We start from the raw sequence: 26,210 nt of genomic DNA, 5'->3' as shown, positions 1-26,210 counted from the left end.
GCCGGAGCAGGTGTCCCTGAAAAATTGAGATGCACACAGGAACTGGGCTAAAGTTGTTGAGCAAATCTCTGCAAAAAGTTGGCTTCCCCCCTCTCAGCGGATGGGCACTCCTGACTTTAACCCTCAGCGGCCTCATCCTCCTTCCCGTCCTGACGGTGCTGCTCAGCCTCTTTGCCGATGAGCGGCAGGTTTGGCAGCACCTGGCCGACACGGTCTTGGGGCTATATGTGCGCAATACCCTGGTGATGATGGTGGGTGTGGCAGTGGGCGTTATCCTGGTCGGCAGCGGCACCGCCTGGCTGGTGACGATGTGCGAGTTTTGGGGGCGGGCCTGGCTGGAGTGGATGCTGGTGTTGCCCCTGGCAGCTCCTACTTATGTGTTGGCCTACGCCTACACGGACTTTTTGCAAGTAACCGGCGGCTTCCAGATCTGGCTGCGGCGGGTCACCGGCTGGGGCATCGGCGACTACTGGTTCCCTAACATTCGCTCCTTGTGGGGGGCGATCCTGCTGCTCGTCCTCACTCTTTACCCCTATGTGTATCTCTCGGCGCGGCTGGCCTTCCAGGAACAGTCGGTGGCCTGTTTGGAGGTGAGCCGCTCCTTGGGCTATGGGCCGTGGGCCAGCTTTTTCCGAGTGGCCTTGCCGCTGGCGCGGCCGGGGATCGTGGCCGGCTGTCTGCTGGCTTTGATGGAGACCTTGAACGACTTTGGGACGGTCAGCTACTTTGGGGTCGATACCTTTACCACCGGCATCTACCGCACCTGGACGGCCTTGGGCAATCCGGTGGCTGCCGCCCAGCTCTCGGCGCTGCTGCTGCTGTTGGTGCTGCTGCTGATGGCCCTGGAGCAATTTTCCCGCCGGCGGGCGCGCTACTATCGCCAAGGGTTCAAGCCGTCCCTCACCCGCTACCGTCTGCAGGGGATGCGGGCGGTGGGGGCGTGGCTGGCCTGTGGGATCCCGATTGGGCTGGGCTTTGTCGTGCCGGCCCTGATCCTGCTCAACATGACTCTGCGCCAGGGAGAGTTGGGCCGCCGCTTTTGGAGCTACGCCCAGAACAGTTTTCTCCTCTCGACGATCACGGCGGTGATTGCCGTCTTGGTGGCGGTGGTGGTGCTGTACGGTTTGCGGCTGCAAGGGTTCGAGCAGGCGAGATCTGTCCGGGGCCTGCGGCTGGCGGTGCGGCTGTCTTCTCTGGGCTACGCGCTGCCCGGGGTGGTGATCGCGGTGGGGGTTCTGATTCCCCTAGGGCGGCTGGATCAACTGCTGAGCGACTTGCGGCAGGTGGTACTGCAACAGCCGCCCGGCTTGGTGATCAGCGGCACCATTGTGGCGTTGGTGTTTGGCTACCTGGTGCGCTTTTTGGCCGTTGCCCTGGCCACGGTCGAGGCGACGCTAGCGCGCATTCCTCCCAGCCTGGATGAAGCAGCCCGCAGCTTGGGGCAGGGATCCCTGGGCACCTTGCTACGGGTGCACCTGCCCCTGATGGGAGGCGGGATCCTGGCGGCGATGCTGCTGGTGTTTGTGGATGTAATGAAGGAGCTGCCGGCAACGATGGTGCTACGCCCCTTCAACTTCGATACCTTGGCCGTCCACACCTACCGCATGGCTGCCGACGAACGGCTGGCCGAGGCCGGCGCTCCTGCCTTGGCGATTGTCCTGGTGGGGATTTTGCCGGTGATCCTGCTCAACGCCCAGATAGCCCAGCGACGCAATCTAGGCTCCTCAAATGAAATGAAACGTCTCCCTACTCCCCTCTCCTAGAGGGAGAGGGGTTGGGGGTGAGGGTCGCGGCGCGAGGCGCTTGGCTTTTCTGGGCTAGAGAAGGCTGCCCTCTATGCGTCAGCTTGAGTGCAGGAGTGGGTCACTGGAGGGAAGTTTACAGGGCCTCAGCCCCGGCAACTACCTCCAGGATCTCCTGAGTGATGGCCGCCTGCCGAGCTTTGTTGTAGGCAAGGCCCAGTGTGCGGATAAGCTCGGTGGCGTTGTCGCTGGCGTTGCTCATGGCCGTCATGCGGGCCGCCAACTCGCTGGCCGCTGCTTCCTGCAAAGCCCGCAACAACTGGTTATTCAAGTACAGCGGCAGCAGCGCGTCCAAAATCTGCACCGGATCCTGCTCGAAGATCATGTCCGGCGGCGGAGCGGAAACAGCAGCCACGATCTTGCTGCGCTCGACGGTGAACTCTCCCCCGCGCACCAGAAGGTTAAAAATCTCGTCGTCGCGGGCAGCCAGGCGCGTGGGATCCAGAGGAAGCAGCGACTGCACCACTGGCCGCGAGCTAATCAGCGAGACAAAGCGAGTGTAGATGAGCTCCACCTTATCCACCTTCTCGGAGAGGAAAGCGGAGAGCAGCTCATCCCCAATTTGAGCAGCTTCAGCGGCAGTGGGGATCTGGGACAGATTCACGTAGGTCTTGGCGATGGGGGCAGAGCGGCGCTGAAAATACTGCACCGCCTTGCGGCCCACCAGGTAAAGCCGCACCTGCTGCCCCGTCTCCTGCAGCTCGCGCACCCGCTCCTCGGTGCGCTTGATAACGTTGGCATTGTAAGCGCCGCACAGGCCCCGATCCCCAGCCACCACCAATAGGCCCACGGTCTCAATGGGCCGCTGCTTCAGCAGGGGCAGGTCGACATCCTCCAGCCGCAACCGCGTCTGCAGGCGGTAGAAAACCTGGGCCAGGCGATCGGCAAAGGGACGGGTGGCCATCACCTGCTCCTGAGCCCGTCGCACCCGCGCCGCGGCCACCAGGCGCATGGCCTCTGTAATCTTGCGGGTGTTCTTCACCGCCTTGATGCGGTCGCGAATCCGCTTTAGGTTTGCCATAACCGATCCTCTCTGCTGTGGTCACTGGATGGGGATCCCCGGCAACTAGGCCGCCTTGGCCAGGAAGCTTTGCTTGAACTCCGCGATGGCGGTTTTCAAGATCTCTTCCGCCTCGTCGGTAAGCTGCTTGGTGGAGAGGACGATCTCGCCATACTTGGGATGGGCGGTGCCCAAGTAGGACAGCAGGCCCTGCTTAAAGCTGGAGACTTTCTCCACCGGAATGTCGTCCAAATACCCCCGCGTCCCGGCGTAGATGATGGCCACCTGCTGATCCAAAGACAGGGGCGAGTACTGCGGCTGCTTGAGGATCTCCTGCAGCCGTTGGCCGCGGGCCAGTTGCTTCTGGGTAGCTTCGTCCAGGTCGGAGGCAAATTGGGCAAAGGCTTCCAGGTCGCGATATTGCGCCAGTTCCACCTTGATCGAGCCGGCCACTTTCTTCATCGCCTTGGTCTGGGCTGCCGAGCCGACGCGGCTGACAGAGATGCCGACGTTGATGGCCGGGCGAATGCCGGCGTTGAACAGATCCGACTCCAGGAAGATCTGCCCATCGGTAATGGAGATAACGTTGGTGGGAATATAGGCCGACACGTCGTTGGCCTGGGTTTCCACAATCGGCAGCGCCGTCATGGATCCCTCGCCCAGCCGGCTGTTCAGCTTGGCGGCCCGCTCCAGCAGGCGCGAGTGCAGATAGAACACATCTCCTGGGTAGGCTTCCCGTCCAGGTGGGCGCCGCAACAGCAGCGACATCTGCCGGTAGGCCACCGCCTGCTTGGACAGATCGTCGTAGACCACCAGGGTATGCTTGCCCTGGTACATGAAGTACTCGGCGATGGTGGCGCCGCAATAGGGGGCCAGCCACTGCAGCGGGGCCGGGCTGTCGGCGCCGGCAGCCACCACAATGCTGTAGTCCATCGCCCCTCGCTCGCTCAGGATGTTCACCACCTGGGCGATATTGCTCTGCTTCTGGCCGATGGCCACATAGATGCAAATGACATCCTGTCCTTTTTGGTTGAGGATGGTGTCGACAGCAAGGGTGGTCTTGCCGGTTTGGCGGTCGCCGATGATCAGCTCCCGCTGGCCCCGCCCGATGGGGATCAGGGCATCGATGGCGGTGATGCCAGTCTGCAGGGGCTCGTAGACGGAGCGGCGATCGACGATGCCAGGGGCCGGCGACTCAATGAGGCGCGTCTCGGTGCAGTGAATCGGCCCTTTGCCATCGATGGGATTGCAGAGGGGATCCACCACGCGGCCCAGCAGGGCTTCTCCCACCGGGATGCTGGCAATTCTGCCCGTGGCTTTGACGATAGATCCTTCTTGGATGTTGCGCCCGGAGCCGATCAGCACCGCGCCGACGTTGTCTTCCTCCAGGTTGAGGGCAATGCCCACCGTGCCATCCTCGAACTCCAGTAGCTCGCTGGCCATCACCTTCTCCAAGCCGTAGATGCGGGCAATGCCGTCCCCCACCTGCAGGACGGTGCCGACATTGGAGATCTGCATCTCCTGGTTGTACTGTTCGATCTGTTGCTTGATGATGGTGCTGATCTCGTCTGGGCGAATTGTAGGCATGGCAGTCCTCTCGAGGGAATGGGAAGGGATCCAAAATTAAGGAAAAACGCTCGGCCAATCTAGGCTAACTGCAGCGCCAGCCGGCGCAACTGGCCGCGCAGGCTAAGGTCGATCACCTGGGATCCAATCTTAATGATCACTCCACCCAGCAACGTGGGATCTTGGCTGGTCTGGAGCTCCACGCCGCTGGCTTGTGTGAAGTCCCTCACCCGCTCGCGGATCGACTGCTGTTGCGCCTCGGTCAAAGGTACCGCTGTGGTCACCTCGGCCAGGACGATATTTTTGAGCTTCCGCTGCAGCTCCAAGAACCGCTGGCAGACGGCCCCGAGGAACATAATACGGCGACGGTCGCTCAACAGCTTGAGCGCGTTCAGCAGCAGCGGGTGGATCTGGTCGGCAAACACCTGCTGCAACAGGTTTTTCTTGGCTTCCGCCTTGACCAGGGGACTGGCGAGGAATTGGCCCAGCTCCGGCGTGGCCTGCACAACCGCGGCAATGAAACGGATGTCGGCCTCAAAGGTATCCAATAATCCCTGCGCAGAGGCCAGCGAAACAAGGGCTTCGGCGTAGGGATCCACCACTCTGGCGGCCATGGTGCTGCTGATCATAACTTCCCCTTTCCTCCTAGCGGGCAATCATCTGGATCCCCCGTTCAATCAGGCGCTGGTGCACCTGCTCGTTGAGGTGTTGCGGCAGCTCCTGCTCCACCTTGCTCAGGGCTTGGCGCACGATCTGGCGGCGCAGCTCCTGGAGAATTTGCTCTTGTTCGGCAGAGAGATCCCTTTCGGCGTTGGCGCGCAGCCGCTCGATCTCCCGCTCCGCCTGCTGCAACAGCTCCTGCCGGCGGGCTTCCGCATTGGCCTCCGCCTGTTTGCGAATGCGCTCCGCCTCCTGCTGAGCCTGCGCCAGCTTTTGCTGCTCCTCCGCCAGCCTCTCGATCGCCTCCTGCTTGCGCTGCTCCGCCTGGCGCAGCTCCTCGAGGATGCCTTCTCGCCGTTTGGCCAGAGCTTCCCCCACCACCCGGCGGCCCAAAATGTACAGCAGGCTGAGGATGATGGCGATGTTGATTAAGTTGCTTTCCAGAATCGCATCCAGGATCCCCTTTTCTGCAGAACCCTCAGTGGCTTCCGTCACCGGCTCGGCAACGGCCAAAAGCCAAGCGGGCACAAGGCTCCACACCAGCATCACGCGCTACTCCAAAGGAATGTTCAACTGGCCACTTAACGGGCGCTGCCCAACAGCTTCTCGGTGATCTGGGCGGCAATGGCATCCACTTGCTGCTGCAGTTGTTCGAGCGCCGTCTGCTTTTCCTGCTCGATTTGCCGCCGCGCCGCCTCCAGCTTAGCTTGGATCTCCGCCTGGGCCGCCGCCAGCTTCTCCGAACGGATACGGGCCGCAGCCGCTTCCGCCTCGGCGATCACCTGCTGCGCCTGGAGGCGGGCCTGGCCGATCTCAGCCTCGTACTGGCGGGTCAGGGCCATCGCCTTGTCCAGCCGCTCCTGGGCCTCCGCCTGGGTGGTGCGGATGTAGTCGTTGCGGCTGTCGATAACCCGAGTAACCGGCTCGTAGAAGAGGGAGTTGAGCACGGCCACCAGCAACAGAAATTGGACGGCAATGATGGGCAAGGTGGCGTCGAGATCGAAGAGGCCATTTTTCTCGGCAGCTTCAACGGCCAACAGGGTTGGACAGATCATGGGGCCGCACCAACAGAAACGGGATCCAACATCGAACAAGGCAGGGGGCGAACCGGCGCAACAGAGCTATTGATCCGGGCCGCCCCCAGAGACATCAGGCGAAGGGGTTGGCGAACAAGAGCACCAGCGCCACCACCAGGCCATAGATGGTCAGGGCTTCCATGAAGGCCAGGCTAACCAACAGGTTGCCGCGGATTTTGTCTTCTGCTTCCGGCTGACGGGCCAGCCCCTCCATGGCAGCGGCAGCAGCATTCCCCTGGCCCAGACCCGGGCCCAGGGATCCCAGGCCAATTGCCAGAGCGGCAGACAACACAGAAGCAGCAGAGGTTAACGGATCCATAGCAAGATGCTCCTTGTCGTTACAAAACAGATGTTGACACGAACGCAACAGCGTCTTGAGCTTGAGGTGATCTGACCGGAGTAGTCGAGCCGATCGCCTCTTTGTCGGCGGCCTCCAGGCTCAAGCCCTCGGCCCCAACAAACCTTACCAGAGAAGGGATCCCTTGCGACGACCTTTGAAGGAGAGGGGGCGTTGAACTGGGTAGAAGTCCCCACCTTCCCTCCGCAGGTCAATCGTGGTGATCCCCACCCCCATGACCTTCCAGCGCCTCTCCAATGTAAGCGGCCGAGAGGGTGGAGAAGATCAAAGCCTGAATGGCCCCCGTAAACAGAAATAGGATCATCACCGGCACCGGGATCAACAACGGCACCAGCAACACCAACACCGCAATCACCAGCTCTTCTGCCAAGATGTTGCCGAACAGACGGAAACTCAGGGAGAGGGGCTTGGTGAAGTCTTCCAGGACGTTGATGGGCAACAGAACTGGCGTGGGCTCGATGTACTTCTTAAAGTAAGACAGCCCTCGCTTGCTGATACCGGCCACGAAATACATGACGCTGGTGAGCAGCGCCAAGCCGGCGGTGGTGTTGATGTCGTTGGTGGGAGAGGCCAGCTCTCCTTCCGGCAGGGGAATCAACTTCCAGGGGAAGAGATTGCCCATCCAGTTGGAGACAAAAATAAACAGGAACAAGGTGCCAACGTAGGGCACCCAGGGCCGGAAGTTTTTCTCACCAATCTGGGCACGGGCAATGCTTTGGACAAACTCCAGGGTGTACTCGATAAAGTTTTGCAGACCAGCGGGCTCCCGCTGCAGTTGACGAGTCCCCAACAGCACCACGGTCAAGATCAGGGCGATGGCAATCCAACTGGCAATCAAAACTTGCCCGTGAACCGTAAATTTGCCCAGGTGCCAGTAAAGGTGATGACCAACCTCAAGTTCTGCTACCAGAGGAGGAGCGGAGAAGAACAGGTTCATGAGCATCACGCAGAAGAAGATAAACGGGTCAAGGTCTGAACAAGATAAATCAGCAGGGTGACCTTGTAGGTCATGAACCCCAAGAAAATGGGCAAAATCTGCAAAGACTTCACCTGGGTGGCCAGGACGATTAGCCCGACAAACAAAGCCAAACGCGTTACCCCCAGTCGGCTGCGACTTTTGCCCAGTTCCGCGACGCCGCGGCCCAGCATGCGCAGATAGACTACGCCGACGATTGCCCCCAGCAAATAATTGGCAGCCACCGCCGGCGAGTAAACCAAAGCCACCCCCACCGCAATGGCCAGGCTCACCCCCAAGGTGACCAGCACCAACCATAGCTGCAGTGCTTCATAGCTCCTGCCAGCCGTTGTCGCCTTCTCCCGCAAATCCGCTTTGCCCGGGGCAAGCGACGGCTGCAACGCACTCTGGCAGCCCAGACCCGCCTCCTGCTGTGGCGGAGGCGCCGCCTCCTCCAGGGGCGGCAAAGGCTTAGGCTTCCACGGGGTCGCCTTCCAACGGGCAGGACTGTGGGAGAGGAGTCGGGAAGAACGTGCCATGGGAATGAGGTCACCACCTCTGAGGATCTGGCCTTAACCCAAAATAACACGACTAAGTAACAATACTTAACGAGTTGGGCGAGGCCAGGGCGGGATGGAACCTTGCAACTATCGCCTCGAAAGACGACTAGCCCTTCGACAGATGGAGATGTTCCTCTAAGAATTTACCACCTTCGTGGATCGGCAACGGCAAAAATGGAAAACTTTCTGAAAGACCGCGGATGTAAAGTTTTGCCTGGGGTGGCTGAGAAGCTGCAATCTTCTGTTACCTCCTGTTGTTTTGAGGTGGATCCCGCCGATTCTGTTGCTCTATATACTATGGGGCAGTGAGAAGAAAGGGCGAGGATGATCCCAGTGAGTTGGCTGGTCAAGGCGATCTGGGTGGACTACAGCTTGGCTGTAGCGCTGACGGTGGTGCTGCCGTTGGCTCTCCTAATTTGGGCCTTTGCGGTGGGGTTGCGTCCTCTGATTCAGCTCTTGATCGTCTACTGGCGGGTATCCAGCCTATTGGCGGTGACGGTGTATTTGATGATCGGCGGTCTGCCCATCAGTTTCTTGAGCGGGGCGATGGCGCGGCTGTTGATCCCAATGGGTCTGTGGTTCTGGCAGGATTGGAGCACTGCCCTTGAGCAGTCGAGAAGCGGGGCGGCGCGAGCTTTTTTGCTCTGGCGCTGGATCTTGACTGGCTACATGGGGATTGGGATCCTCTTTTCGGGGGCCTTTGTGCCCTGTGCCTTCCGGGCTTCCCTATCGGCAGAGTGTCGAGCTTGGTTTGAGCCGCCGCTGGGGTTTCGAGAAATTTTCCATCCCAATGTGCCGCCGGAGCTGCTGGGGAGCGTGGGGGCCTGGGGCTTGGTGGCCTACCTGCTCTACAGCGTCTACTTTGTCTGGCGGCTGCGGCCTGGCGCAGACAGGGGGGAGCTGGCATGAGTGCTCTGCCCTGGCCGCTGGCTCTGGAGCGCTACAGCCAGGCCCACCCCCAGGAGGTGCTGCGGGTGGAGGTGGAAAGCGAGGGGGAAGCTGATTTGGTGTTGATCTACCGTGGCTATAGCTGCTCCCTGCAGCGGGCTACGCCCCCCGATCCAGAAGTGGCGGTGATCCCTCCCCAGGCTCGCTTTTTGCAACTGGAGCGCCTGAGCGCTCCTTATCACCCTGAGCGCTCGCAGGTTTTGGCCCTCTACCGAACCTGGGAGGAGTTGAGGGCTTGGCTGATCCAAGAAGGGATCCCCGTGGCCGAGTGAGCAATTCCCGGTCTCAGCGCCCCACTGGACTGGGCTGGCGCTGCAGGATGGTGTATTCTGCCGGCTGCAGAAGAGATTGCCCTGTCATCTCGGGGGGCTGAGGCAGGCCTAGGATCTCGAGCAGGGTGGGGCCGACATCGGCCAGGGTGCCGCCAGAGCGCAGCTTGACATCGCCACCGCGACCAGGGATCTTGCGCCTTTCCCCCTCCACCAGGATGCAGGGCACGGGGTTGTTGGTGTGGGCCGTCCAAGGGTTGCCCTGCTCGTCCCACATCTGCTCGGCGTTGCCGTGATCCGCCACGATTAAGGTGGTTCCCCCCACGTCCACCACCGCCGCCAGCAGACGGCCCAGGCAGCGATCCACCGTCTCCAGCGCCCGCACCGTGGCCTTGAAGTTGCCGGTGTGGCCCACCATGTCGGGGTTGGCGTAGTTGAGCACCACCAGGCTGTATTCGCGGCGGGCGATAGCTTCGATGGCTTTGTCGGTCACCTCCACCGCTGACATCTCCGGCATTTGGTCGTAGGTGGCCACCAGCGGGCTTTGCACCAAGATGCGATCTTCCCCAGGGAAGGGCTGCTCAATGCCGCCGTTAAAAAAGTAGGTGACGTGGGCGTACTTTTCCGTCTCGGCAATGCGCAATTGCTTGAGGCCGGCCTCGCTCACCACTTGGCCCAGCAGGTGATCCAGGTTCTGCGGCTTAAAAAGCACCTGCACCGGCAAGGTCGGATCGTACTGGGTCATGGTGATGAAGGTGAGATCCGGAATCAGACGGCGCTGAAAACCGGAAAAGTCGGGACAGACAAAAGCTTGGGTAAGCTGGCGGGCGCGATCCGGGCGGAAATTGAAGAAGATGACCGCATCTCCCGACTGCACCGCCCCCGGAGCCAAGCGAGTGGGGGGAATAAACTCGTCGGTAATATCCTGGGCGTAAAAGTCTTCCATCACCTCGGCGGCGCTGCGGCCACAGCCAGGGCCGTCTTCCGTCAGGATCTCGTAGGCCTTCTGGGTGCGCTCCCAACGGCGATCCCGATCCATGGCGTAGTAGCGGCCGCTCAGGGTGGCGATGACGCCGCTGCCCAGCCATTGCAGCTCTTTTTCCAGAGCGGCCAGAACCCTGGCTCCATCGCGGGGCAAGGTATCGCGGCCATCGGTGATGGCGTGGACATAGGCAGGGATCCCCGCCTGGGCTGCCAGCTTCAGCAAGCCGTAGAGATGGTCGATGTGGGAGTGAACCCCCCCCTCAGAGCAGAGGCCAATGAAATGAAAACGGCCCCCCTGCTCCTTGAGCCGATGACAAACCTCCACCAAGAGGGGCTCGTGAAAAAGGGATCCCGTCTCGATGGCGTCGCTGATACGCACCAACTCCTGCGGCACCACCCGCCCCGCCCCCAGGGTCAGGTGGCCCACTTCTGAGTTGCCCATTTGCCCTGACGGCAGGCCCACGGCTCGCCCCGAAGCTTGCAGCAGGGTATGGGGGTAGGTAGCCCATAGGCTGTCCACGACAGGGGTTCGGGCGACCAGCACCGCATTGCCCTCAGGGGCTTCGCGATAACCCCAGCCATCCAGGATTACCAGAACCACAGGTGCCACCGATTGTGCATCCATGAAATGGCCTCTCGTTTTTTAAGACATAATACCAGCCCAGGCAATACGATACCGAATCCTCCATTCCCTCTCAAGATTTCACCTTTCTTGTGAGGGGAAAAGAAGCAACTCCAATAGTCGGGATTGAGCAGCTACCGCCAATCGATAGGCGAGCTGCCATAAGTATTTATACATATCTGCGCAGACATCTACCCAGATAAAACACGGTCAGCCGCGGGGGCTGGGCCGCAAACGTTTGCGCAGGGACTCGGCGCGGCGCTTGGCAATGGCATTCTTCGGATCCAGTTGCAGCACCGTCTCGTAGGCCTCGAGGCCAGGGCCGTAGAGATTTTTCTTCTCGTAGGCATGGGCCAGATTGTTCCAAGCGGTTACATAGCCGGGATCCGCTGCCACCGCGTCTTTGTAGTAGCGGATGGCCAAGTCGTATTGCCCCTGGCTGAAGTAGGCAAAGCCGAGGGCGTTGCAGACGGGGGGAATGTTCTCCCCAGCCACCTCTAGAGCTTTTTTAAGCTGGACGATGGCCTGGTCGTAGAGGCGCTTTTGCAGATAGACGCTGCCCAACTCGTAGTGCTCCTGCGGGGATCCCTTGCCTTTGCTCAGGCGGGGCTGGAGCTGCCGGATGACTCTTTCCTGGGCCCGTATCCGCAGCACCTCGCGCAGGACGAAGTAGCCCACCACGCTGAGGATACCGGCCAAAGCCACCAGGTACAGGAGGGGAGCGTTGACGCCCATTTTGCCTATCCCGCTTGCCTCTTCAGATTTGCCTTGCCAGCGTTACGCCTGCAGGTGAGCCTCGATCAACCAAAGATCTTTGTCGATCTGGCGCGAGATCTCGGTAAACAGGTCGGCGGTATCGGCGTCCCCCAGTTCGGTACTGCGGTCGATGTTGCGGCGCACCGAAGCGGCATACTGGCCGTAGCGGGCCGCCAAAGCCTGCAGGTGAGCCCGGCCGTCTTCAGCCGTCAGGTCGTACTCCGGCAAGGCTGAGGTTTGGGCGACGATGCGGGCCGTGCCGCGGGCAATGCCCCCCAAAGCTGTAACCCGCTCCGCCAGCATGTCCACGTAGTTCTCCAGAGTGCCGGCAAAGGTGTCGAACATCTCGTGCAGGGCGATGAAGTTCATGCCTTTGACGTTCCAGTGGGCCTGCTTCACCTGAGTTTTCAAATCCAGCGTGTCCGCCAAGGACTGGTTGAGCAGCTCCACCAGTTGCGCGCGGGCCTCCGCCGGCAAGTCGATCTGGGTGGGGTAGAGACGGGTTTTTGCGGCGGTAACCATAGCCAACCTCCTAAGTTGTGTTTCCATTATCTGGGATCCGCCTCGGCTCTGGGGCCTGCTGATTCCCGACTGAGTCCATACTAACACAAACTCGGAATGAGTATGAGTTAGCAAGTGCTTACTTGCCGATGCAGAAGCGGCTGAAGATCTGATCCAGCACCGCTTCGGAGATCTCCTCGCCGGTGATTTGGCCAAGGGCGTGCAGGGCGCCGCGCAGGTCGATGGTCCAAAAATCGAGGGGGAGCTGCGCCTGCATAGCCTGAACGACTTGTTCCAGGCTGGCTTGGGCCTGGCGGAGGGCGGCGGCCTGGCGTTGGTTGAGGCTCACCTCCAGGTTGGGCTGGGGCCGCCCCTGAGTCACAAGCTGCTCCAAGGCCTCTTCCAGCTCCGGGATCCCTTGGCCTTGGGCGGCGACGGCGGGGACGCGGTAGGCGATCTCGGGCGGGAGGCGGATCTTGTCGGCGGGGGCGAGGTCGGTTTTGTTGATCACCAGGATGAGGGGGCGGTGGCGGATGGACGCGTAGATGGCGGCGTCGGCATCCGTCCAGCCGGCCTGGGCGTCGATGACCAGCACCAGCACATCGGCAGCTTGAGCCAGCCGTTGGGAGCGCTCCACCCCTAGCCGTTCCACCGGATCGTCGGTGGCGCGAATGCCGGCGGTATCCAAAAGCTGGACGGGGATCCCTCTGACCACCAACTGGGATTCCACCACGTCGCGGGTGGTGCCGGGCAGGTCGGTGACGATGGCGCGATCCTGGCCTGACCAGGCGTTGAGCAGGCTGGACTTGCCCACATTGGGCCGCCCGACGATGGCCACCTTGACCCCGGTGCGCAGCAATTGCCCCCGCTCGGCGGTGGCCAGCAGGGCCTGCATCTGGGCCTGGATGGCTTGCAGCCGGGCCTGCCAAGCGGGGACGTCCAGGGGGGGCAGATCCTCTTCAAAGTCGAGGCGGGCTTCGATCTCGGCCAATAAACCCAGCAGCTCCTGGCGCAGGGCGCGGATGGACTGCCCCAACTTGCCCTGCAGCCCCGCCAGGGCCATTTGGGCCGCCTGCGGGGAGCGGGCCGCCACCAGATCGGCCACGCTTTCGGCCTGGGTGAGGTCGATGCGGCCGTTCAAGAAAGCGCGCAGGCTGAACTCCCCCGGCTGCGCCAGCCGTGCCCCCTGGCGCAGGCACTGCTGCAGCGTGGCCTGAACCACCATGATGCCGCCGTGGCAGTGCAGCTCCACTACGTCCTCGCGGGTGTAGGAGCGGGGAGCCTGCATCCAGACGGCCAGGGCCTCGTCCAACCGCCGGCCCTTCTCGTCGTGGATCCAGCCGTAGAGGAGGCGATGGCTTTCCCAGACTGCGTTGCGGCGGGCGGGAGTAAAGATAGCCTGGGCAATGGCCAAAGCCCGCGAACCGGAGAGGCGTACAATGCCAATGCTGCCCTGTTCGGGCACCACTGCCGTGGCAATGGCAGCAATGGTATCGGCCAAGGGCGCAGTCAGATCCATCCTCGACAAAGCCCGGCTTGAATTGTCGCAACTGTTGGATTCCCCATCGGCTTTCCCCGATCCCCTGCAGAGGTCTCTTGCGCCTATTGGCGCGCCTCCCCGAAGTCGGAAAAAGCTATAAAAAGCCGTGCGACCCGGTGAAGGCCGGGGTAGCCTGACAGTGGCAACTCACGCTCGTCCCGGATACTTATGAAGCCGTTACGCACGTTCAAGGTCACTCCCTACCTGCCGGCTGCTCTGGAAAGTCTGCGCTTGTTGGCCTATAACCTGCATTTTAGTTGGAACGTGGAAACCCGCAGCCTGTTTCGGCGCATGGATCCAGATCTGTGGGATGCCTGTGGCCACAATCCGGTGGCTTTGTTGGGGCAGATTCGGCAGGAGCGGCTGGACGAGCTGGCGGAGGATCCTGGTTTTTTGGCCCACCTGGAGCGGGCCAGCCAACAGCTCCAGAGCTACCTGCAGGAAGACACCTGGTATCGCAAGTATCGCTCGGCCCAAGCGGTGGAAGGGGAGTGCTACGCCTATTTTTCAGCCGAGTTTGGTCTGGCAGATTGTTTGCCCCTCTACTCAGGAGGCCTGGGGGTCTTGGCCGGGGATCACCTCAAGGCGGCCAGCGACCTGGGCCTGCCGCTGGTGGGGGTGGGCCTGCTCTACCAGAAGGGGTATTTTCGCCAGTACCTCAACCCCGACGGCTGGCAGCAGGAGCGCTATCCCGTTAACGATTTTTTCAATATGCCCCTGGAGCTGCAAAGAGATGCGGAGGGCCGCGAGATTCGCATCGAGGTGGACTACCCCAAACGCAAGGTGTTTGCCCGCATTTGGAAGGCGATGGTGGGGCGGGTGCCCCTCTACCTGCTGGACACCAACATCGAGCCCAACAGCCAGTACGACCAGGACATCACCGATGAGCTGTACGGCGGCGACCAGGATGTGCGCATCCACCAGGAGATCATGTTGGGGATCGGCGGCGTGCGGGCTTTGCGCGCCCTCGGCATCCATCCCACCGTCTACCACATGAACGAGGGGCACTCGGCTTTTTTGGCGGTGGAGCGCATCCGCCTGTTGATGGTGGAGCAGGGGTTGAGCTTTGAAGAAGCCTGGCAGGTGGCCAAGTCCAGCCAGATGTTTACCACCCACACGCCGGTACCTGCCGGGATCGACCTGTTCCCGCCAGACAAAATCGACTACTACCTGGGCTCCTACTACCGCCAGATGGGCCTAAGTCGGGAGCACTTTTTGGCCCTGGGTCGAGAAAATCCAGGCGACTTCCAGTCCCCTTTCAGCATGGCGGTGCTGGCCATCAACATGGCCTCGTTTGTTAACGGCGTCAGCAAGCTCCATGGGGCGGTCGCCCGCAAGATGTTTGGCCCCCTCTGGCCTGGGATCCCGCAAGAGGAGGTGCCGATTACCTCCATCACCAATGGCGTGCATGTCCGCACCTGGGTGGGGGAGGAAAACCAAGCTCTCTACGACCGCTACCTGGGGCCGGATTGGGCGGAGGCTCCCCCCTCGGATCCCCTGTGGCAGAAAGTGGATCGGATCCCGGATGGGGAGCTGTGGCGGGCCCACGAGCGCAGCCGCTCGCGCCTGATCAACTTCGTTCGCGAGCGCCTGGTGGAGCAACTGCAAAAGCGGGCGGCCTCAGCGGTGGAAATTCAGTGGGCCTCTGAAGCCCTCAACCCGGAAGTGCTCACCATTGGCTTTGCCCGCCGCTTTGCCACCTACAAGCGGGCCACCCTCTTGTTTCACAACCTGGAACGGCTCAAAGCCTTGCTCAACCATCCCCGCTACCCGATGCAGTTTATCTTTGCCGGCAAAGCCCACCCCCGCGACAACCCCGGCAAGGAGCTGATCCGGCAAATTGTGCAAGTGTCGCGCCAGCCAGAGTTCCGCCAGCGGCTGGTGTTTATCGAAGACTATGACATGTACATCGCTAGCTTAATGGTGGCCGGGGTGGACGTGTGGCTGAACACCCCCCTGCGCCCCCGCGAGGCCAGCGGTACTAGCGGCATGAAGGCAGCGGCTAACGGCGGACTGCACCTGAGCATCTTGGACGGCTGGTGGGATGAGGCAGATTACTACCAGACTGGCTGGCCCATTGGCCGCGGCGAGGAATACGAGGATCGCGCCTACCAAGACGAGGTGGAGTCCAACGCCCTCTACGACCTGCTGGAACAGGAGGTTGCCCCTCTGTTTTACCAGCGCGGTAGCGATGGCCTGCCCCACGCCTGGATTCGGCGCATGAAGCAGGCCATTCAGCTCAACTGCCCCCGCTTTAGCACCCAGCGCATGGTACTGGAGTATGCCGAGCGGGCCTACATTCCCCTCAGCAACTACTTCGACCGCATGCGCCGCGATAACTTCGAGTCGGCTCGCCAGTTTACCCGCTGGCGCAGCCATCTGCAGGAGAACTGGTACAACATTCGGGTTGTCAATGTCCAGGTCGAACCCCCCAAGAAAGCTTCCGCCGCCGGCCTCCCCTCGGCGCAAAACGACCAAGTGGTGATGGCCCGCGATCCCCTCACGGTGACCGTTGAGGTGCGGCTGGGATCCCTGCAACCCCAGGATGTCATCGTCCAGGCCTACCAGGGGCCGGTGGACGACAACGGCCAGATCCGGAACGGCCAAGCAACCCCCCTGCGCTACGTGGAGACGGTGGAGGATCGGGCCATCTTCTCCGGCCAGATTCGCTACGAGGCCAGCGGCTTGCAGGGGCTGGCCATCCGCCTGCTGCCCTTTCATCCTGACATGCACGATCCCTATGAGCTGCGGCTGATGCTCTGGGCCTAGAATGTCCGTTCCACCCAAAAGGGAGAAGGAAGGGGAACAGCAGGGATCCCCTTCCTATGCGGATCCAGCCTGAACAAGAGAGACTCCCCAAATTCGTGCGGATGGGTGTTTCTCGCTGCCCAATCAGGCAGAATCAGAGAAACCAGCTCCGGGTTGATGCCATGCTCAAAGCCCACGACTCGGCCGGTTTGCGCCTGTTGCTCGCGGCTGCCCTGCTGTTGGGGGGCTTGGCCAGTTGGCGGCAGGATCGCCTCTCGGCAGTGATGGGTCTGGCCAGTGCGGCAGCCATTTCAGCCTTCACCCGCCCCGCCATCTTGGCTTACAACCGGGGTCGCGAACGGTGGCTGAACCGGGATCTGATAGGGGCTGTCGAGCAGCTCAACCTGGCGCTGCAGCAGGATCCCTGTCTGACCAACGCCCACCTTCTGCGCGGCCAGGTTTACCTCGAACTCGGCCAACTTCCCCAGGCGCTGGCGGACTTCGACCAAGCCACCCGGTTGGCCCCGCGCCGGCCAGAGTCCTATCTCTACCGCGGCCTCCTTCTTCAGTTGCAGGGGGATTTGCAGGGGGCAATAGCCGAGCTTGCCGAGGTAGTACGCCGGCATCCCAGCGCCCCCCACCACCTCCGCTTGGCCAACCTGCTCAGGCAACAGGGATCCCTGCCTTCAGCTCTAGCTCACCTGGACGAGGCCATTTGTCGGGATCCCACCTCGGCGCCTGCCTATGCCTGCCGCGCTACGGTGTACGGCTACCTGGGAGAATGGGAGGCGGCTGTGGCCGATTGGTCCCAGGCCATCCGCTGGGATCCCTGTCCGGCCCACCACTATGGGCGGGGCGTTGCCTATGCTTGGGCCGATTGCTATGACGAGGCCATTGCCGACCTCAGCCGCAGCCTCGAGGCAGAACCCTGCCAACCCCACGTTCTCTACATCAGGGGCAATCTTCTCTACGAGCTGGGGGAGATCAAAGCTGCCCTCGACGATTACGACCAGGCCTTTCGCTTGGAAGCCGACGGCAACCTCGGGGATCCCACCGACGAGTACGGCTTGTACGGTCGGGGGCTGGCTTACGGAAATATGGGAGATAGGGCAACGGCTATTTCCAGTTGGCAAGCCGCTTTGCAGGTCAGCCGCCAACACCACAACCTAGTTTTGCAGGAACAGGCGCATCGATCTTTGCGGCAGCTCCAGGATTTGGACGGAGATCCCGGAGCCTTTGGCTAGCGAGGTCGAAGGGATCCCCTCAGAACATTGCCGCGAAACTGGCGTAAAATTTGCTTATCGCCATCTCAATTCCCCTGATCTGCAGTTGGATTTTTCCCACCTCCTTCTGTGGCTGCCGTGAAACACACCCTCAGCGCTCTTGTGCAGGATCAGCCCGGGGTCTTAACCCGCATCGCCGGCATGTTTGCCCGCCGGGGCTTCAACATCGACAGCCTCACCGTTGGCCCCACCGAGCGGCCTGGCATCTCCCGCATCACCATGGTGGTGCAGGGGGATGAGCACGATGTGGAGCAGATGACCAAGCAGCTCTACAAGCTGATCGACGTGCTGAAAGTAACCGACATTACCCATGTCCCCTGTGTAGAACGGGAGCTGATGCTCGTCAAGGTCAACGCCAGCATCGAAACTCGCTCGGCCATCATGGACGTGGCGCAGATGTTCCGTGCCCGGATTGTGGATGTGGCGGAAGAGTCTTTAACTTTGGAAGTGACAGGGGATCCGGGCAAAATGGTGGCCATCATCAAGATGTTAACCAGCTTCGGCATTCGGGAGATTGCCCGCACCGGCCTGGTAGCTCTCACCCGCGAGTCGGGAGTCAATACCGAGTACTTGAAGCAGCACCCCACCGTGGCAGTCGTCTGAGGGGCTTGGCCACGATGCCAACAGAGATTGCTTAGGGAGGAGGCCATGGCAAAACCGGAGAGAAGCCGGCGCCATAGGGGGCAGGCCCTGCGCAATAGCCTGCGTTGCCTGATGAGCCTCCTGGCCATTGGGCTGTTGGGGTTACTGGGGGGCTGTGGCCCCCGACCTCCCAAGTCGGTTGTGCAGCAGGCTCTGGCCTACCAGATCTCCCACCCGGCTGAGCCGGTTGCCTCGCTGGTGGGCAGCGACCGCTTAGCAGGCCGTTTGGAAGTGCAGGATGTCCAAATTCGTCAGGATCGCCGTGAACCCCTGCTGTTGGCCTCAGGAGAGAAACTGGAAGGCCACCACCTCAGCGGCACCTATACCGTAATTGTCAAGCCACCGGGATCCCGCCGCCCCTACCGCCGCAAGGGGGATCCCTTCCAGCTCACCCTGGCCCACCAGAAGGCGCAAAGTTCCCCTTCCCCTGGGGGAGCGCAGCCCAAAACCCTGCCCGAACGGTGGCTACTGGCCCATTCCTCTCCCGATGCCAAGAGCTGGGAGGTCATCGACTTTTTCCCCCAGCCGGCACCGCTGCCGGAGCTGCCTCCTGCCGAACAGGCGTACCGACACCCGACTGACCTTGACGCTCTCCCCGCCCCTATAGCTGGCTTTCGCCCAGGGGTAAGCCAGAGAACTCTTTCCTAGGCTGGAGGACTGCTCCCACCGGAGAAGTCAGCTACCTTCCCTGGGGAGGAAGAGATCCTTCGCGGCTACCTGGCCACAACAAAGCGCTACGTAGAAACTCCAAACAACGGTAGGCAGGCTCCTCTGCAGGCCTCAATGTTGTCCCTTGCGCCGCCATTTTCTGGGTCAGCACCGCAGAGGTGGTTGGCTCAGCGAAGCAAGGCCGCCCCCCACAGAAAGAGCCCATCCACCAACAGGGTATTCAGCACTGCTCCGGCAAAGGCCCAGTGGTGCAAGCGACGGGATCCCTGAATGACCCACAGGCCAACCCCAAGGAGCAGAAGGCTTAAGCCGATGCCCCAAGCTACCCCCCAAGGGGCGGCCATTTTGTCGAGCGCAGCCATAAACGGGACGGTTGCCTGATCCAGCCGGTCAAACCGCATCGCCTGCCGCCACTCCGGCAACAGCCCCACCGAGTAAATGTAAAGATCTGTAACCGCTGTGCCCCACAAGGAGCCGAGATAGAACCAGGTGCCGATGCGGGCAAAGCGTTGCCGTGCCCCCCACCAGACCATCGGGATCCCCAGAGCTTCCACCGGCATGTGCCAGAGGGGCTCCCAGCGCAGCCAGCCCCAGTAGAAGGATCCTGCCAGCCAAGTCAGCGTGAAGCCGTAGAGCAGATCCCCCCAGATGCGGGTGCGGGGCCGCGAGTAGAGCCGCCAGCTAAGGCCCAGCCAGCCTAGAGTCATCGCCAAGCTCAGCCAAGGGCTATAGCGCACCAGGGGCGCTGCCACAAAAACGGGTAGGCACACCAGCACAGCCGCCGCTCCCCCGATGGCGTGGTGAGAGGGAAACCGCCTTCGCAGAGAAGAACGGGGAATCTCCCGTCCGACTGGGCCCTGGGAGGCCAGGGAAGGCTCTTCTTGGAGAGGCGGCGAACAAGAGGTAGGAAACAAAACGCAATCTTAGAAACTTTTACATCAGTTAACATAGCATCTTCCCTGCCCTTTCCCGCCCCGGCCGAGAGGGGCCGGCGTTGCCAGGGTACTGCCGAAAATGTCAGGGTGAGAATAACGCGCTGCCCGGAAAACACTATGGAGTTGCTGTTGGCGGGAGATATCGGGGGCACCAAGACCAGCCTCAGCCTCTTCAATGCCCAAGATCCCGATCACAGCCTCTACCACTGCCGCTACGCCAGCCAGAGCTATCCCAACCTCACCCCGGTGGTGCTGGAGTTTCTGGCCCAGGCACGGCAGGAGCTGGGGCGAGATCCCCAACCGGTTGCCGCCTGCTTTGCTGTGGCCGGCCCCGTAGTGGAAGAAAAAAGCAGTCCAGGAGCCGGGGGACAGAGGGCCAAAATCACCAACCTGCCCTGGAGCCTGCACTCAAGCCAGTTGGCGGCGGAGCTGGGGATCCCCCGCCTAGCGTTGATCAACGACTTCAGCGCCGTAGGCTATGGGGTGCTGGCCCTGCGAGATCAGGATCTGGAAACGCTGCAGACAGGAGAGCGGCAGCCCCAGGCGCCCATCGGCGTCATCGGGGCGGGCACAGGGCTGGGGCAGGCCTACCTCACCTGGGGAGAAGGCGGCTACCAGGTTCATGCCAGCGAGGGGGGGCATGTGGATTTTTCTCCACGGACCCCTTTGGAATGGGAGCTGCTGCGGTATCTGCAACAACGACATGGGCGCGTCTCCACCGAGCGGGTGGTCTCGGGGCAGGGGATCGTGGCCATCTATCAATTTCTGCGGGATAGCCGCTGGGGCCAGGGAGAGGAGCAGTTGCTGGCCCAAATTGCCGCCTGGGAAAGGGGAGCCAGCCCCGTCGACCCAGCCGCCCAAATTGCCAATGCCGCCCTGGAGGGACGGGATCCCTTGGCGGTGGAGTGTTTGCGGCTGTTTACCAGCTTGTATGGGGCCGCTGTCGGCAATTTTGCCCTGCACCTGCTGCCCCGTGGGGGCCTGTTCATCGCCGGCGGGATCGCGCCCAAGCTCCTGCGCCTGTTGCGGGAGGGAGAGTTTTTGCCCTCCTTTTTGGATAAGGGACGGATGCGCACTCTGCTGGAGCAACTGTCAGTGCAGGTGGTGGTGAACGCCCAGGTGGGCTTGATAGGGGCTGCCCACTATGCCGCCACTTTGCTGTAGAGGTTAAGCCTGTTGGCGGCAGGGATCCCCCGCTCCCTTCTCCCAGGGGGAGAGGGGGGCTGGGCAAGGCGCAGGATGGCCATGCCTAGGGCTTGTTCCTGCTCGCAAAGGCCGCATTTTCCGCTGCCAAAAACAACTGGGCCCGCCAAAAGCAGGTGATGGATTTGCTGTCGAAATCCAGGCCAAAACGGGCCATTTCTGTCAGTTCGGCAGGCGAAAGCTCCACCACCGCAATGTCTTCATCTTCATCCTTGGCCGGTGGAGCATCCAGCACTTCCAGATCCCGCGCCAGGTAGGCGTACATGATCTCGCTGGAATAGCCGGGGCACAGATAAAATTGGCCGAGGGGATCCCAGCGGTGGGCGCGCAGGCCGGTTTCTTCTTCCAGCTCGCGGCGAATGGTTTCATCAGGATGTTCCCCTGGCTCGACGGTACCGGCGGGAAACTCGTAGAGGTAGGCGGCGACGGCAAAGCGATATTGGCGAATGCAGACGAACTTGCCTTCGGCAGTGACCGGCACGGCCACCACGCCGCCGGGGTGGAGGAGGTACTCCCGCTCCCCTTCGGTGCCGTTGGGAAAGCGCAAGCGCTGGCTGACAAAGGTGTACTTGTGGCCTTGAAAGCGCAGGCGCTCGCGAAGGATCTGCGATGGGGTGTGCATGGCAAGGTTGCTCAGAGAAAGGCCCCCCTCAGCTTAATCGGTGGCGGTGCTGTTGGAGCTCCCCCCTTAAGGTAAAGTCAGAGGGGCAAGCGAAGGTGCAGGCCATGATCTCCCCTTCTCTGAAGGAGTTCCTCGCCCTCAGCCAACAGGGCAATTTCATCCCGGTCTACCAAGAATGGGTGGCGGACTTGGAAACGCCTGTCTCTGCCTGGTACCGGGTCTGTGCCGGGCGGCCCTACAACTTTCTGCTGGAATCGGTGGAGGGAGGGGAACAGGTGGCCCGCTACAGCTTCCTCGGCTGCGACCCTTTGTGGGTTTTGCAGGTGCGCGGGGATCAGGCCTTGCAGATCCACCGCGATGGGCATCGAGAGCAGCACCAAGGGGATCCCTTTGCCGTTTTGGCCCGCTGCCTGCAGCCCTATGAGCCGGTGCACCTGCCGGAGTTGCCCAGCAGCATCGGCGGGCTCTTTGGCTACTGGGGCTATGAGCTGATTCGCTGGATCGAGCCCAAGGTGCCCATTCACCCCCTGCAGCCGGGGGATCCCCCCGACGCTATCCTCATGCAGGTGGACAGCATCCTGATCTTCGACCAGGTCAAGCGCAAGATCTGGGTGGTGGCCTTTGCCGACACACGCCAGCAGCCGGCGGAGCAGGCCTACGCCCAAGCCTGCCGGCGGGTGGAACAGTTGGTGCAACAGCTCAGCGCCCCCCTTTCTCTTGCCCACCTCAGCCTCGACTGGAAGCCGCAACTGCCCGATGCCATTCCCCCCAGCACCCTCAGCCGCGCCGCCTACTGCCAGGCGGTGGAGCAGGCCAAAGCCTACATCCGGGCTGGCGAGATCTTTCAGGTGGTGCTCTCGCAGCGCTTCACCACCCCTTTTGCTGGAGATCCTTTCCGGCTCTACCGCTCCCTGCGGCTGATTAACCCCTCCCCCTACATGGCGTTTTTCCAGTTTGGCGATCTCTGCCTTGTCGGCTCCAGCCCAGAAGTGATGGTCAAGCTCACTCGGATAGGGGAAGAGCGCATCGCCACCGTGCGTCCCATCGCCGGCACCCGCCCCCGCGGCGCCACCCCCGCCCAAGACCGCCAGTTGGAGCAGGAGCTGTTGGCGGATCCCAAGGAGCGGGCAGAGCATGTGATGCTGGTGGACTTGGCCCGCAACGACCTGGGGCGGGTCTGCCGCCTGGGATCCGTGCAGGTGGACGACCTGATGCAGATCGAGCGCTACAGCCACGTGATGCACATCGTCAGCAATGTGGTGGGGCAGTTGGATCCCCGCTACAGCGCCTGGGATCTGCTGCGGGCCACCTTTCCTGCCGGCACGGTTACTGGCGCTCCCAAGATCCGCGCCATGCAGATTATCCACGAGCTGGAAGGGTGTCGCCGCGGCCCCTACGCCGGCGCCTATGGCTACTACGACTTTGCCGGCCAACTGAACACCGCCATCACCATCCGCACCCTGCTGGTTCAGGGGGACCAGGTGAGCATCCAAGCCGGGGCGGGCATCGTGGCCGACTCGGATCCGGAGCGGGAGTACCAAGAATGCCTGAACAAAGCGCGGGGCATGCTCATGGCAGTGGCCAGCTTGCAGAAGGAGTAAAGGCTCGTGTTAGCCCAGGTGCACTTTAGCCATGCCGAGCGGGAGCGCCGGCAGCCGGATCCAGAGACCGTAGAGCAGGCGTTTCACCTGTTTTCCACCGAGGGCTACCTGGTGCTGCCGGAGATCTTCCCCACGGCGCTCATCGACAAGCTACACAGTAGCTTTCTGACCACCTACAGCCGCTACTGCACCCACGAAAACCACCCCGACGCCCTGTTGGTGGGCAATCGACGAGTGATGGTGACGGTGCGCCTGGAGGGGCCCTTTAACGATCCCCTGCTCTATGCCCATCCCTTAATCCTGCCTATCTTGCAGCGAATCTTGGGATCAAGCCTGATCCTGAGCGGGCTGGGGGTGGTAGTTTCTCTGCCGGGATCCGCCGACCAACAGGTTCACCGGGATCTCTCCCACCTCTTCGGCGACGCAATTCTAGATGCCATCGTCCCCTGCTATGCCCTGAATTTGCTTATCCCGCTGGTGGAGGTCAACGAAGAGAACGGCATGACCCGCCTCTGGCCTGGCAGCCACGCTGTTTTCGAGGCCCACTACACCGAGCTGGCCCGGCAGATGCCCTTTGTCGATCCGCCGCTGGCCAAGGGATCCTGCCTGCTGTTCGACTACCGCTTGATTCACCTGGGCCGGGCCAATCGTTCTGCTGCTCCCCGGCCCCTCCTCTACAACACTTACAGCCGACCTTGGTTCCGGGATCCCGTCAACTATACCCGACAGCCCCCCCTGGTGATCCCGGCAGCCGAGAAAGAGCGGATCCCGGCCCAGCACCACTCCCTATTCGTGGCAGCGCAGATTGTGTAGAGGAAAGTTTTGAGGAATGTGGGAAGATGCCTCAGAATGGGGGTGGGTATCCCCGTTGTTGAAGTTTGATTGCGCACCCCACCATGAGCGAAAGCACCTCTCAAGAGCCATCTTGGGCGCCGACGGCAGACGAAATGGCCCCTGCTGTGGGTCCTGGCGCAGAAACCGCCCCGGCTCCTGAAGCCGACAAGGGATCCGCCGCCCGGCGTGTCCGCCAACTCTTGGGCATGAAAGGGGCAGAGGTGGAGTCTCGCTCCGTTTGGCAAGTCCACCTGCAACTGATGAAGCCCGTGACCTGGATCCCGCTGGTGTGGGGCCTGATTCCGGGAGCGGCCTCCTCCGGCCACTTCACCTGGACTTGGGAAAACGTGGCCCTCATCTTGGTGGGCATGATCCTGGCCGGCCCCTTGATGACGGGCTACACCCAGACCCTGAACGAATACTACGACCGCGACATCGACGCCATCAACGAGCCCTATCGCCCCATCCCTTCCGGGGCCATCTCCCTGCGGCGGGTGGTCATCCAAATCTGGGTGCTGCTGATCCTGGGGCTGGCGTTGGCCTATGCCCTGGATTGGTACACCGGCCACGACTTTCCGGTGATCACCTGCATTGCCCTGGCGGGAGCCCTAATTGCCTACATCTACTCGGCGCCGCCCCTGAAACTAAAGCGCAACGGCTGGCTGGGGAACTACGCCCTGGGGGCCAGCTACATCGCCCTGCCCTGGTGGACGGGACATGCCCTCTTTGGCGAGCTGAACTGGACAATCTGCATTCTGACCCTGATCTACAGCTTGGCCGGCCTGGGGATCGCCGTGGTCAACGATTTCAAAAGCATGGAGGGGGATAGACAATTTGGCCTCGCCTCCTTGCCGGTGATGTTTGGGGCGATGGGGGCGGCCTGGATCGCGGCGCTGATGATCGACCTGTTTCAGTTCGGCATGGCCTCGTTTTTGCTGGGAGCTGGCCTAAAGCTCTACGCCGCAATTTTGGTGCTGCTGATTATCCCGCAGATCACCTTCCAAGACATGTACCTGCTGCGGGATCCCCTCAACAACGACGTCAAATACCAGGCCAGCGCTCAGCCTTTTCTGGTGTTGGGCATGCTGGTGGTGGGGCTGGCGCTGGGCCGCTTGGGGCTGGGGTAGTCGAGCCGAGGCCAAAGTGCCCATCCTGGCAACCGAGGTGACGGCTTCCGCCCTGGGGTGCTCCCTCTGCCTGGGCCAAGATCAAGTCAGGATCCCATCGGGGATGGCCGATGGATCCCAAAAAGTGGGATGGCCCTGGGCCAAAGGAGATATCCGATGAAGCTGTCTATTCCCCTCCAACTCAGCCTGAGCCTGGCTCTGCTCTTGGGGGCGGTCGTCCCTGCACAAGCCCAGCGGATCGTCATCGACGGGCGCGGGATCCTGGTCGAACCCAGCACCGGTGGCTCGGTCATCCTCAACCCCGACCAGCCGCTCTTGGCTCCGATCCCGCCTGGGGGAGTTCCTTTTTCCCTCGATGCAGAGGGCCAAGTGGTCTCTGCCCCTGGCTACCGCTGCAGCGCCGCCACCGCTGCCGACAACTCTCCCATCATCTGCCGTTCCCAGTTCAACCCCAACGACGTGGTGGTCTACGAGCGGGATGGCCGCTCCAACACCTTCTTCGTCAATACTGACAACCCTGTGATCCAGCCTTCCGGCAGCGGCCTGCGGATTCTGCCCAACTCCGAGCCGGTGCAGCCCTCCGGCAGTGGCTTGCGCATCATCCTCAACTGACAGACGGGAAGCGGCCCCCTGTCTAAGGGGATCCCTCAGGAGCAGCTGATACATTTACGCTGAACACTGCTGAGCATTACTGCTCAGCGGTGAAGCGATAGCATTCTGTCCGTTTCCGTTGTCACTACGCGACGCTGACGCGACCGCGCTACTCGGACGGAGTCCGAACAGAAAGGCGGTATCCCGCAAAGCCCTGAGCATAACACCCAGAGCGCCTTGCCAATCTCGTGGTAGCCTATGGTTGCACTTTGGGCATCTAAACACCTTTGCGCCACCCAACTTGGTGTGGATGTGCCCGCACTTGGTACAGGTTTTGCTGGTGTACGCTTCCGATACT

27 protein-coding genes are annotated in these 26,210 nt (G+C 61.7%); 12 read left to right on the top strand and 15 right to left on the bottom strand.

Annotated elements, in window-relative coordinates:
* Positions 1-53 precede the first annotated feature (53 nt).
* Positions 54-1,763, top strand: a complete 1,710-nt coding sequence (locus SYN60AY4M2_RS11545) for an iron ABC transporter permease (RefSeq protein WP_240527839.1) — start codon at positions 54-56, stop codon at positions 1,761-1,763.
* A gap of 115 nt (positions 1,764-1,878) precedes the next feature.
* On the opposite strand, the gene SYN60AY4M2_RS11540 is transcribed toward SYN60AY4M2_RS11545, so the two are convergent.
* From SYN60AY4M2_RS11540 to SYN60AY4M2_RS11505, 8 genes are all read right to left on the bottom strand, one after another.
* Positions 1,879-2,823: a F0F1 ATP synthase subunit gamma gene (locus SYN60AY4M2_RS11540; protein ID WP_011430926.1), complete on the bottom strand. Its 945-nt coding sequence runs from the start codon at positions 2,821-2,823 to the stop codon at positions 1,879-1,881.
* A 45-nt stretch (positions 2,824-2,868) separates the two neighbouring features.
* The gene (gene atpA / locus SYN60AY4M2_RS11535; protein WP_011430927.1) at positions 2,869-4,389 is read right to left on the bottom strand and encodes a F0F1 ATP synthase subunit alpha; all 1,521 of its coding nucleotides are present in this window, start codon (positions 4,387-4,389) and stop codon (positions 2,869-2,871) included.
* A gap of 59 nt (positions 4,390-4,448) precedes the next feature.
* Complete coding sequence (atpH, locus tag SYN60AY4M2_RS11530) at positions 4,449-4,997, bottom strand: ATP synthase F1 subunit delta (protein WP_011430928.1); 549 nt, start codon at positions 4,995-4,997, stop codon at positions 4,449-4,451.
* A gap of 16 nt (positions 4,998-5,013) precedes the next feature.
* The gene (locus SYN60AY4M2_RS11525; RefSeq protein WP_049749774.1) at positions 5,014-5,574 is read right to left on the bottom strand and encodes a F0F1 ATP synthase subunit B; all 561 of its coding nucleotides are present in this window, start codon (positions 5,572-5,574) and stop codon (positions 5,014-5,016) included.
* A gap of 35 nt (positions 5,575-5,609) precedes the next feature.
* Complete coding sequence (locus SYN60AY4M2_RS11520; RefSeq protein WP_099812975.1) at positions 5,610-6,083, bottom strand: F0F1 ATP synthase subunit B'; 474 nt, start codon at positions 6,081-6,083, stop codon at positions 5,610-5,612.
* A gap of 94 nt (positions 6,084-6,177) precedes the next feature.
* Entirely contained in the window at positions 6,178-6,423 is a 246-nt protein-coding gene (atpE, locus tag SYN60AY4M2_RS11515) for an ATP synthase F0 subunit C (protein WP_011430931.1), read from the bottom strand.
* A 229-nt stretch (positions 6,424-6,652) separates the two neighbouring features.
* Positions 6,653-7,399 (bottom strand): F0F1 ATP synthase subunit A, encoded by a 747-nt coding sequence (gene atpB, locus SYN60AY4M2_RS11510; RefSeq protein WP_011430933.1) that lies wholly within the window; start codon positions 7,397-7,399, stop codon positions 6,653-6,655.
* 5 nt (positions 7,400-7,404) lie between these two features.
* Positions 7,405-7,956 (bottom strand): ATP synthase subunit I, encoded by a 552-nt coding sequence (locus SYN60AY4M2_RS11505; protein ID WP_228375272.1) that lies wholly within the window; start codon positions 7,954-7,956, stop codon positions 7,405-7,407.
* A 345-nt stretch (positions 7,957-8,301) separates the two neighbouring features.
* Between SYN60AY4M2_RS11505 and SYN60AY4M2_RS11500 the strand changes: the two genes are divergently transcribed.
* Positions 8,302-8,886 (top strand): DUF3177 family protein, encoded by a 585-nt coding sequence (locus tag SYN60AY4M2_RS11500; RefSeq protein ID WP_099812974.1) that lies wholly within the window; start codon positions 8,302-8,304, stop codon positions 8,884-8,886.
* A complete protein-coding gene (locus SYN60AY4M2_RS11495; RefSeq protein WP_099812972.1) occupies positions 8,883-9,197 on the top strand; it encodes a hypothetical protein in 315 nt (104 codons plus the stop codon). Before SYN60AY4M2_RS11500 ends, SYN60AY4M2_RS11495 begins: the two co-directional genes overlap by 4 nt.
* A gap of 13 nt (positions 9,198-9,210) precedes the next feature.
* On the opposite strand, the gene gpmI is transcribed toward SYN60AY4M2_RS11495, so the two are convergent.
* The 4 genes from gpmI to mnmE form a co-directional block, all read right to left on the bottom strand.
* Positions 9,211-10,803 (bottom strand): 2,3-bisphosphoglycerate-independent phosphoglycerate mutase, encoded by a 1,593-nt coding sequence (gene gpmI / locus SYN60AY4M2_RS11490; RefSeq protein WP_099812970.1) that lies wholly within the window; start codon positions 10,801-10,803, stop codon positions 9,211-9,213.
* A gap of 207 nt (positions 10,804-11,010) precedes the next feature.
* The gene (locus SYN60AY4M2_RS11485; protein WP_011430938.1) at positions 11,011-11,535 is read right to left on the bottom strand and encodes a tetratricopeptide repeat protein; all 525 of its coding nucleotides are present in this window, start codon (positions 11,533-11,535) and stop codon (positions 11,011-11,013) included.
* Positions 11,536-11,577: 42 nt separating this feature from the next.
* Complete coding sequence (gene dps, locus SYN60AY4M2_RS11480; protein WP_011430939.1) at positions 11,578-12,078, bottom strand: DNA starvation/stationary phase protection protein Dps; 501 nt, start codon at positions 12,076-12,078, stop codon at positions 11,578-11,580.
* 118 nt (positions 12,079-12,196) lie between these two features.
* Positions 12,197-13,576 (bottom strand): tRNA uridine-5-carboxymethylaminomethyl(34) synthesis GTPase MnmE, encoded by a 1,380-nt coding sequence (gene mnmE, locus SYN60AY4M2_RS11475; RefSeq protein ID WP_099812969.1) that lies wholly within the window; start codon positions 13,574-13,576, stop codon positions 12,197-12,199.
* 189 nt (positions 13,577-13,765) lie between these two features.
* Between mnmE and glgP the strand changes: the two genes are divergently transcribed.
* The 4 genes from glgP to SYN60AY4M2_RS11455 all read left to right on the top strand — a co-directional run bounded on the left by glgP (position 13,766) and on the right by SYN60AY4M2_RS11455 (position 18,918).
* Positions 13,766-16,366 (top strand): alpha-glucan family phosphorylase, encoded by a 2,601-nt coding sequence (gene glgP, locus SYN60AY4M2_RS11470; protein ID WP_099812968.1) that lies wholly within the window; start codon positions 13,766-13,768, stop codon positions 16,364-16,366.
* A gap of 161 nt (positions 16,367-16,527) precedes the next feature.
* The gene (locus SYN60AY4M2_RS11465; RefSeq protein ID WP_011430942.1) at positions 16,528-17,589 is read left to right on the top strand and encodes a tetratricopeptide repeat protein; all 1,062 of its coding nucleotides are present in this window, start codon (positions 16,528-16,530) and stop codon (positions 17,587-17,589) included.
* Between the two features lie 117 nt (positions 17,590-17,706).
* A complete protein-coding gene (gene ilvN / locus SYN60AY4M2_RS11460; RefSeq protein ID WP_011430944.1) occupies positions 17,707-18,231 on the top strand; it encodes an acetolactate synthase small subunit in 525 nt (174 codons plus the stop codon).
* Between the two features lie 45 nt (positions 18,232-18,276).
* The gene (locus SYN60AY4M2_RS11455) at positions 18,277-18,918 is read left to right on the top strand and encodes a hypothetical protein (RefSeq protein ID WP_099812966.1); all 642 of its coding nucleotides are present in this window, start codon (positions 18,277-18,279) and stop codon (positions 18,916-18,918) included.
* A gap of 188 nt (positions 18,919-19,106) precedes the next feature.
* On the opposite strand, the gene SYN60AY4M2_RS11450 is transcribed toward SYN60AY4M2_RS11455, so the two are convergent.
* Entirely contained in the window at positions 19,107-19,853 is a 747-nt protein-coding gene (locus SYN60AY4M2_RS11450) for a DUF3120 domain-containing protein (RefSeq protein WP_099812964.1), read from the bottom strand.
* A gap of 138 nt (positions 19,854-19,991) precedes the next feature.
* On the opposite strand from SYN60AY4M2_RS11450, the gene SYN60AY4M2_RS11445 reads away from it, so the two are divergent.
* A complete protein-coding gene (locus SYN60AY4M2_RS11445; RefSeq protein ID WP_011430947.1) occupies positions 19,992-21,038 on the top strand; it encodes a glucokinase in 1,047 nt (348 codons plus the stop codon).
* A gap of 85 nt (positions 21,039-21,123) precedes the next feature.
* Here the strand turns inward: SYN60AY4M2_RS11445 and SYN60AY4M2_RS11440 are convergent, their stop codons facing one another.
* Positions 21,124-21,699, bottom strand: coding sequence for an NUDIX hydrolase (locus SYN60AY4M2_RS11440; protein WP_011430949.1), 576 nt, complete (start codon positions 21,697-21,699; stop codon positions 21,124-21,126).
* A gap of 104 nt (positions 21,700-21,803) precedes the next feature.
* On the opposite strand from SYN60AY4M2_RS11440, the gene trpE reads away from it, so the two are divergent.
* The 4 genes from trpE to SYN60AY4M2_RS11420 all read left to right on the top strand — a co-directional run bounded on the left by trpE (position 21,804) and on the right by SYN60AY4M2_RS11420 (position 25,873).
* Positions 21,804-23,300: an anthranilate synthase component I gene (gene trpE, locus SYN60AY4M2_RS11435; protein WP_011430950.1), complete on the top strand. Its 1,497-nt coding sequence runs from the start codon at positions 21,804-21,806 to the stop codon at positions 23,298-23,300.
* A gap of 6 nt (positions 23,301-23,306) precedes the next feature.
* Positions 23,307-24,113 carry a phytanoyl-CoA dioxygenase family protein gene (locus SYN60AY4M2_RS11430; protein WP_099812963.1) on the top strand — a complete coding sequence of 269 codons (807 nt, stop codon included), beginning with the start codon at positions 23,307-23,309 and terminating at the stop codon, positions 24,111-24,113.
* 83 nt (positions 24,114-24,196) lie between these two features.
* Positions 24,197-25,261, top strand: coding sequence for a chlorophyll synthase ChlG (gene chlG / locus SYN60AY4M2_RS11425; protein ID WP_071813560.1), 1,065 nt, complete (start codon positions 24,197-24,199; stop codon positions 25,259-25,261).
* A gap of 156 nt (positions 25,262-25,417) precedes the next feature.
* Positions 25,418-25,873: a hypothetical protein gene (locus SYN60AY4M2_RS11420; protein ID WP_011430954.1), complete on the top strand. Its 456-nt coding sequence runs from the start codon at positions 25,418-25,420 to the stop codon at positions 25,871-25,873.
* Between the two features lie 54 nt (positions 25,874-25,927).
* On the opposite strand, the gene SYN60AY4M2_RS11415 is transcribed toward SYN60AY4M2_RS11420, so the two are convergent.
* On the bottom strand, positions 25,928-26,210 hold a 283-nt coding region (locus SYN60AY4M2_RS11415), incomplete at its 5' end, for a zinc ribbon domain-containing protein (protein WP_143597325.1).

This window comes from Synechococcus sp. 60AY4M2, assembly GCF_002760375.1.
Taxonomy (GTDB): Bacteria; Cyanobacteriota; Cyanobacteriia; order Thermostichales; family Thermostichaceae; genus Thermostichus.
This window is presented reverse-complemented; position numbering and strand designations above follow the sequence as displayed.

Bases quoted from the DNA above. Each gene is read 5' to 3' on its own strand.
- SYN60AY4M2_RS11540 (WP_011430926.1), bottom strand. From the start codon at position 2,823: ATGGCAAACCTAAAGCGGATTCGCGACCGCATCAAGGCGGTGAAGAAC.
- atpA (WP_011430927.1), bottom strand. From the start codon at position 4,389: ATGCCTACAATTCGCCCAGACGAGATCAGCACCATCATCAAGCAACAG.
- atpH (WP_011430928.1), bottom strand. From the start codon at position 4,997: ATGATCAGCAGCACCATGGCCGCCAGAGTGGTGGATCCCTACGCCGAA.
- SYN60AY4M2_RS11525 (WP_049749774.1), bottom strand. From the start codon at position 5,574: ATGCTGGTGTGGAGCCTTGTGCCCGCTTGGCTTTTGGCCGTTGCCGAG.
- SYN60AY4M2_RS11520 (WP_099812975.1), bottom strand. From the start codon at position 6,083: ATGATCTGTCCAACCCTGTTGGCCGTTGAAGCTGCCGAGAAAAATGGC.
- atpE (WP_011430931.1), bottom strand. From the start codon at position 6,423: ATGGATCCGTTAACCTCTGCTGCTTCTGTGTTGTCTGCCGCTCTGGCA.
- atpB (WP_011430933.1), bottom strand. From the start codon at position 7,399: ATGAACCTGTTCTTCTCCGCTCCTCCTCTGGTAGCAGAACTTGAGGTT.
- SYN60AY4M2_RS11505 (WP_228375272.1), bottom strand. From the start codon at position 7,956: ATGGCACGTTCTTCCCGACTCCTCTCCCACAGTCCTGCCCGTTGGAAG.
- SYN60AY4M2_RS11500 (WP_099812974.1), top strand. From the start codon at position 8,302: ATGATCCCAGTGAGTTGGCTGGTCAAGGCGATCTGGGTGGACTACAGC.
- SYN60AY4M2_RS11495 (WP_099812972.1), top strand. From the start codon at position 8,883: ATGAGTGCTCTGCCCTGGCCGCTGGCTCTGGAGCGCTACAGCCAGGCC.
- gpmI (WP_099812970.1), bottom strand. From the start codon at position 10,803: ATGGATGCACAATCGGTGGCACCTGTGGTTCTGGTAATCCTGGATGGC.
- SYN60AY4M2_RS11485 (WP_011430938.1), bottom strand. From the start codon at position 11,535: ATGGGCGTCAACGCTCCCCTCCTGTACCTGGTGGCTTTGGCCGGTATC.
- dps (WP_011430939.1), bottom strand. From the start codon at position 12,078: ATGGTTACCGCCGCAAAAACCCGTCTCTACCCCACCCAGATCGACTTG.
- mnmE (WP_099812969.1), bottom strand. From the start codon at position 13,576: ATGGATCTGACTGCGCCCTTGGCCGATACCATTGCTGCCATTGCCACG.
- glgP (WP_099812968.1), top strand. From the start codon at position 13,766: ATGAAGCCGTTACGCACGTTCAAGGTCACTCCCTACCTGCCGGCTGCT.
- SYN60AY4M2_RS11465 (WP_011430942.1), top strand. From the start codon at position 16,528: ATGCTCAAAGCCCACGACTCGGCCGGTTTGCGCCTGTTGCTCGCGGCT.
- SYN60AY4M2_RS11455 (WP_099812966.1), top strand. From the start codon at position 18,277: ATGGCAAAACCGGAGAGAAGCCGGCGCCATAGGGGGCAGGCCCTGCGC.
- SYN60AY4M2_RS11445 (WP_011430947.1), top strand. From the start codon at position 19,992: ATGGAGTTGCTGTTGGCGGGAGATATCGGGGGCACCAAGACCAGCCTC.
- SYN60AY4M2_RS11440 (WP_011430949.1), bottom strand. From the start codon at position 21,699: ATGCACACCCCATCGCAGATCCTTCGCGAGCGCCTGCGCTTTCAAGGC.
- trpE (WP_011430950.1), top strand. From the start codon at position 21,804: ATGATCTCCCCTTCTCTGAAGGAGTTCCTCGCCCTCAGCCAACAGGGC.
- chlG (WP_071813560.1), top strand. From the start codon at position 24,197: ATGAGCGAAAGCACCTCTCAAGAGCCATCTTGGGCGCCGACGGCAGAC.
- SYN60AY4M2_RS11420 (WP_011430954.1), top strand. From the start codon at position 25,418: ATGAAGCTGTCTATTCCCCTCCAACTCAGCCTGAGCCTGGCTCTGCTC.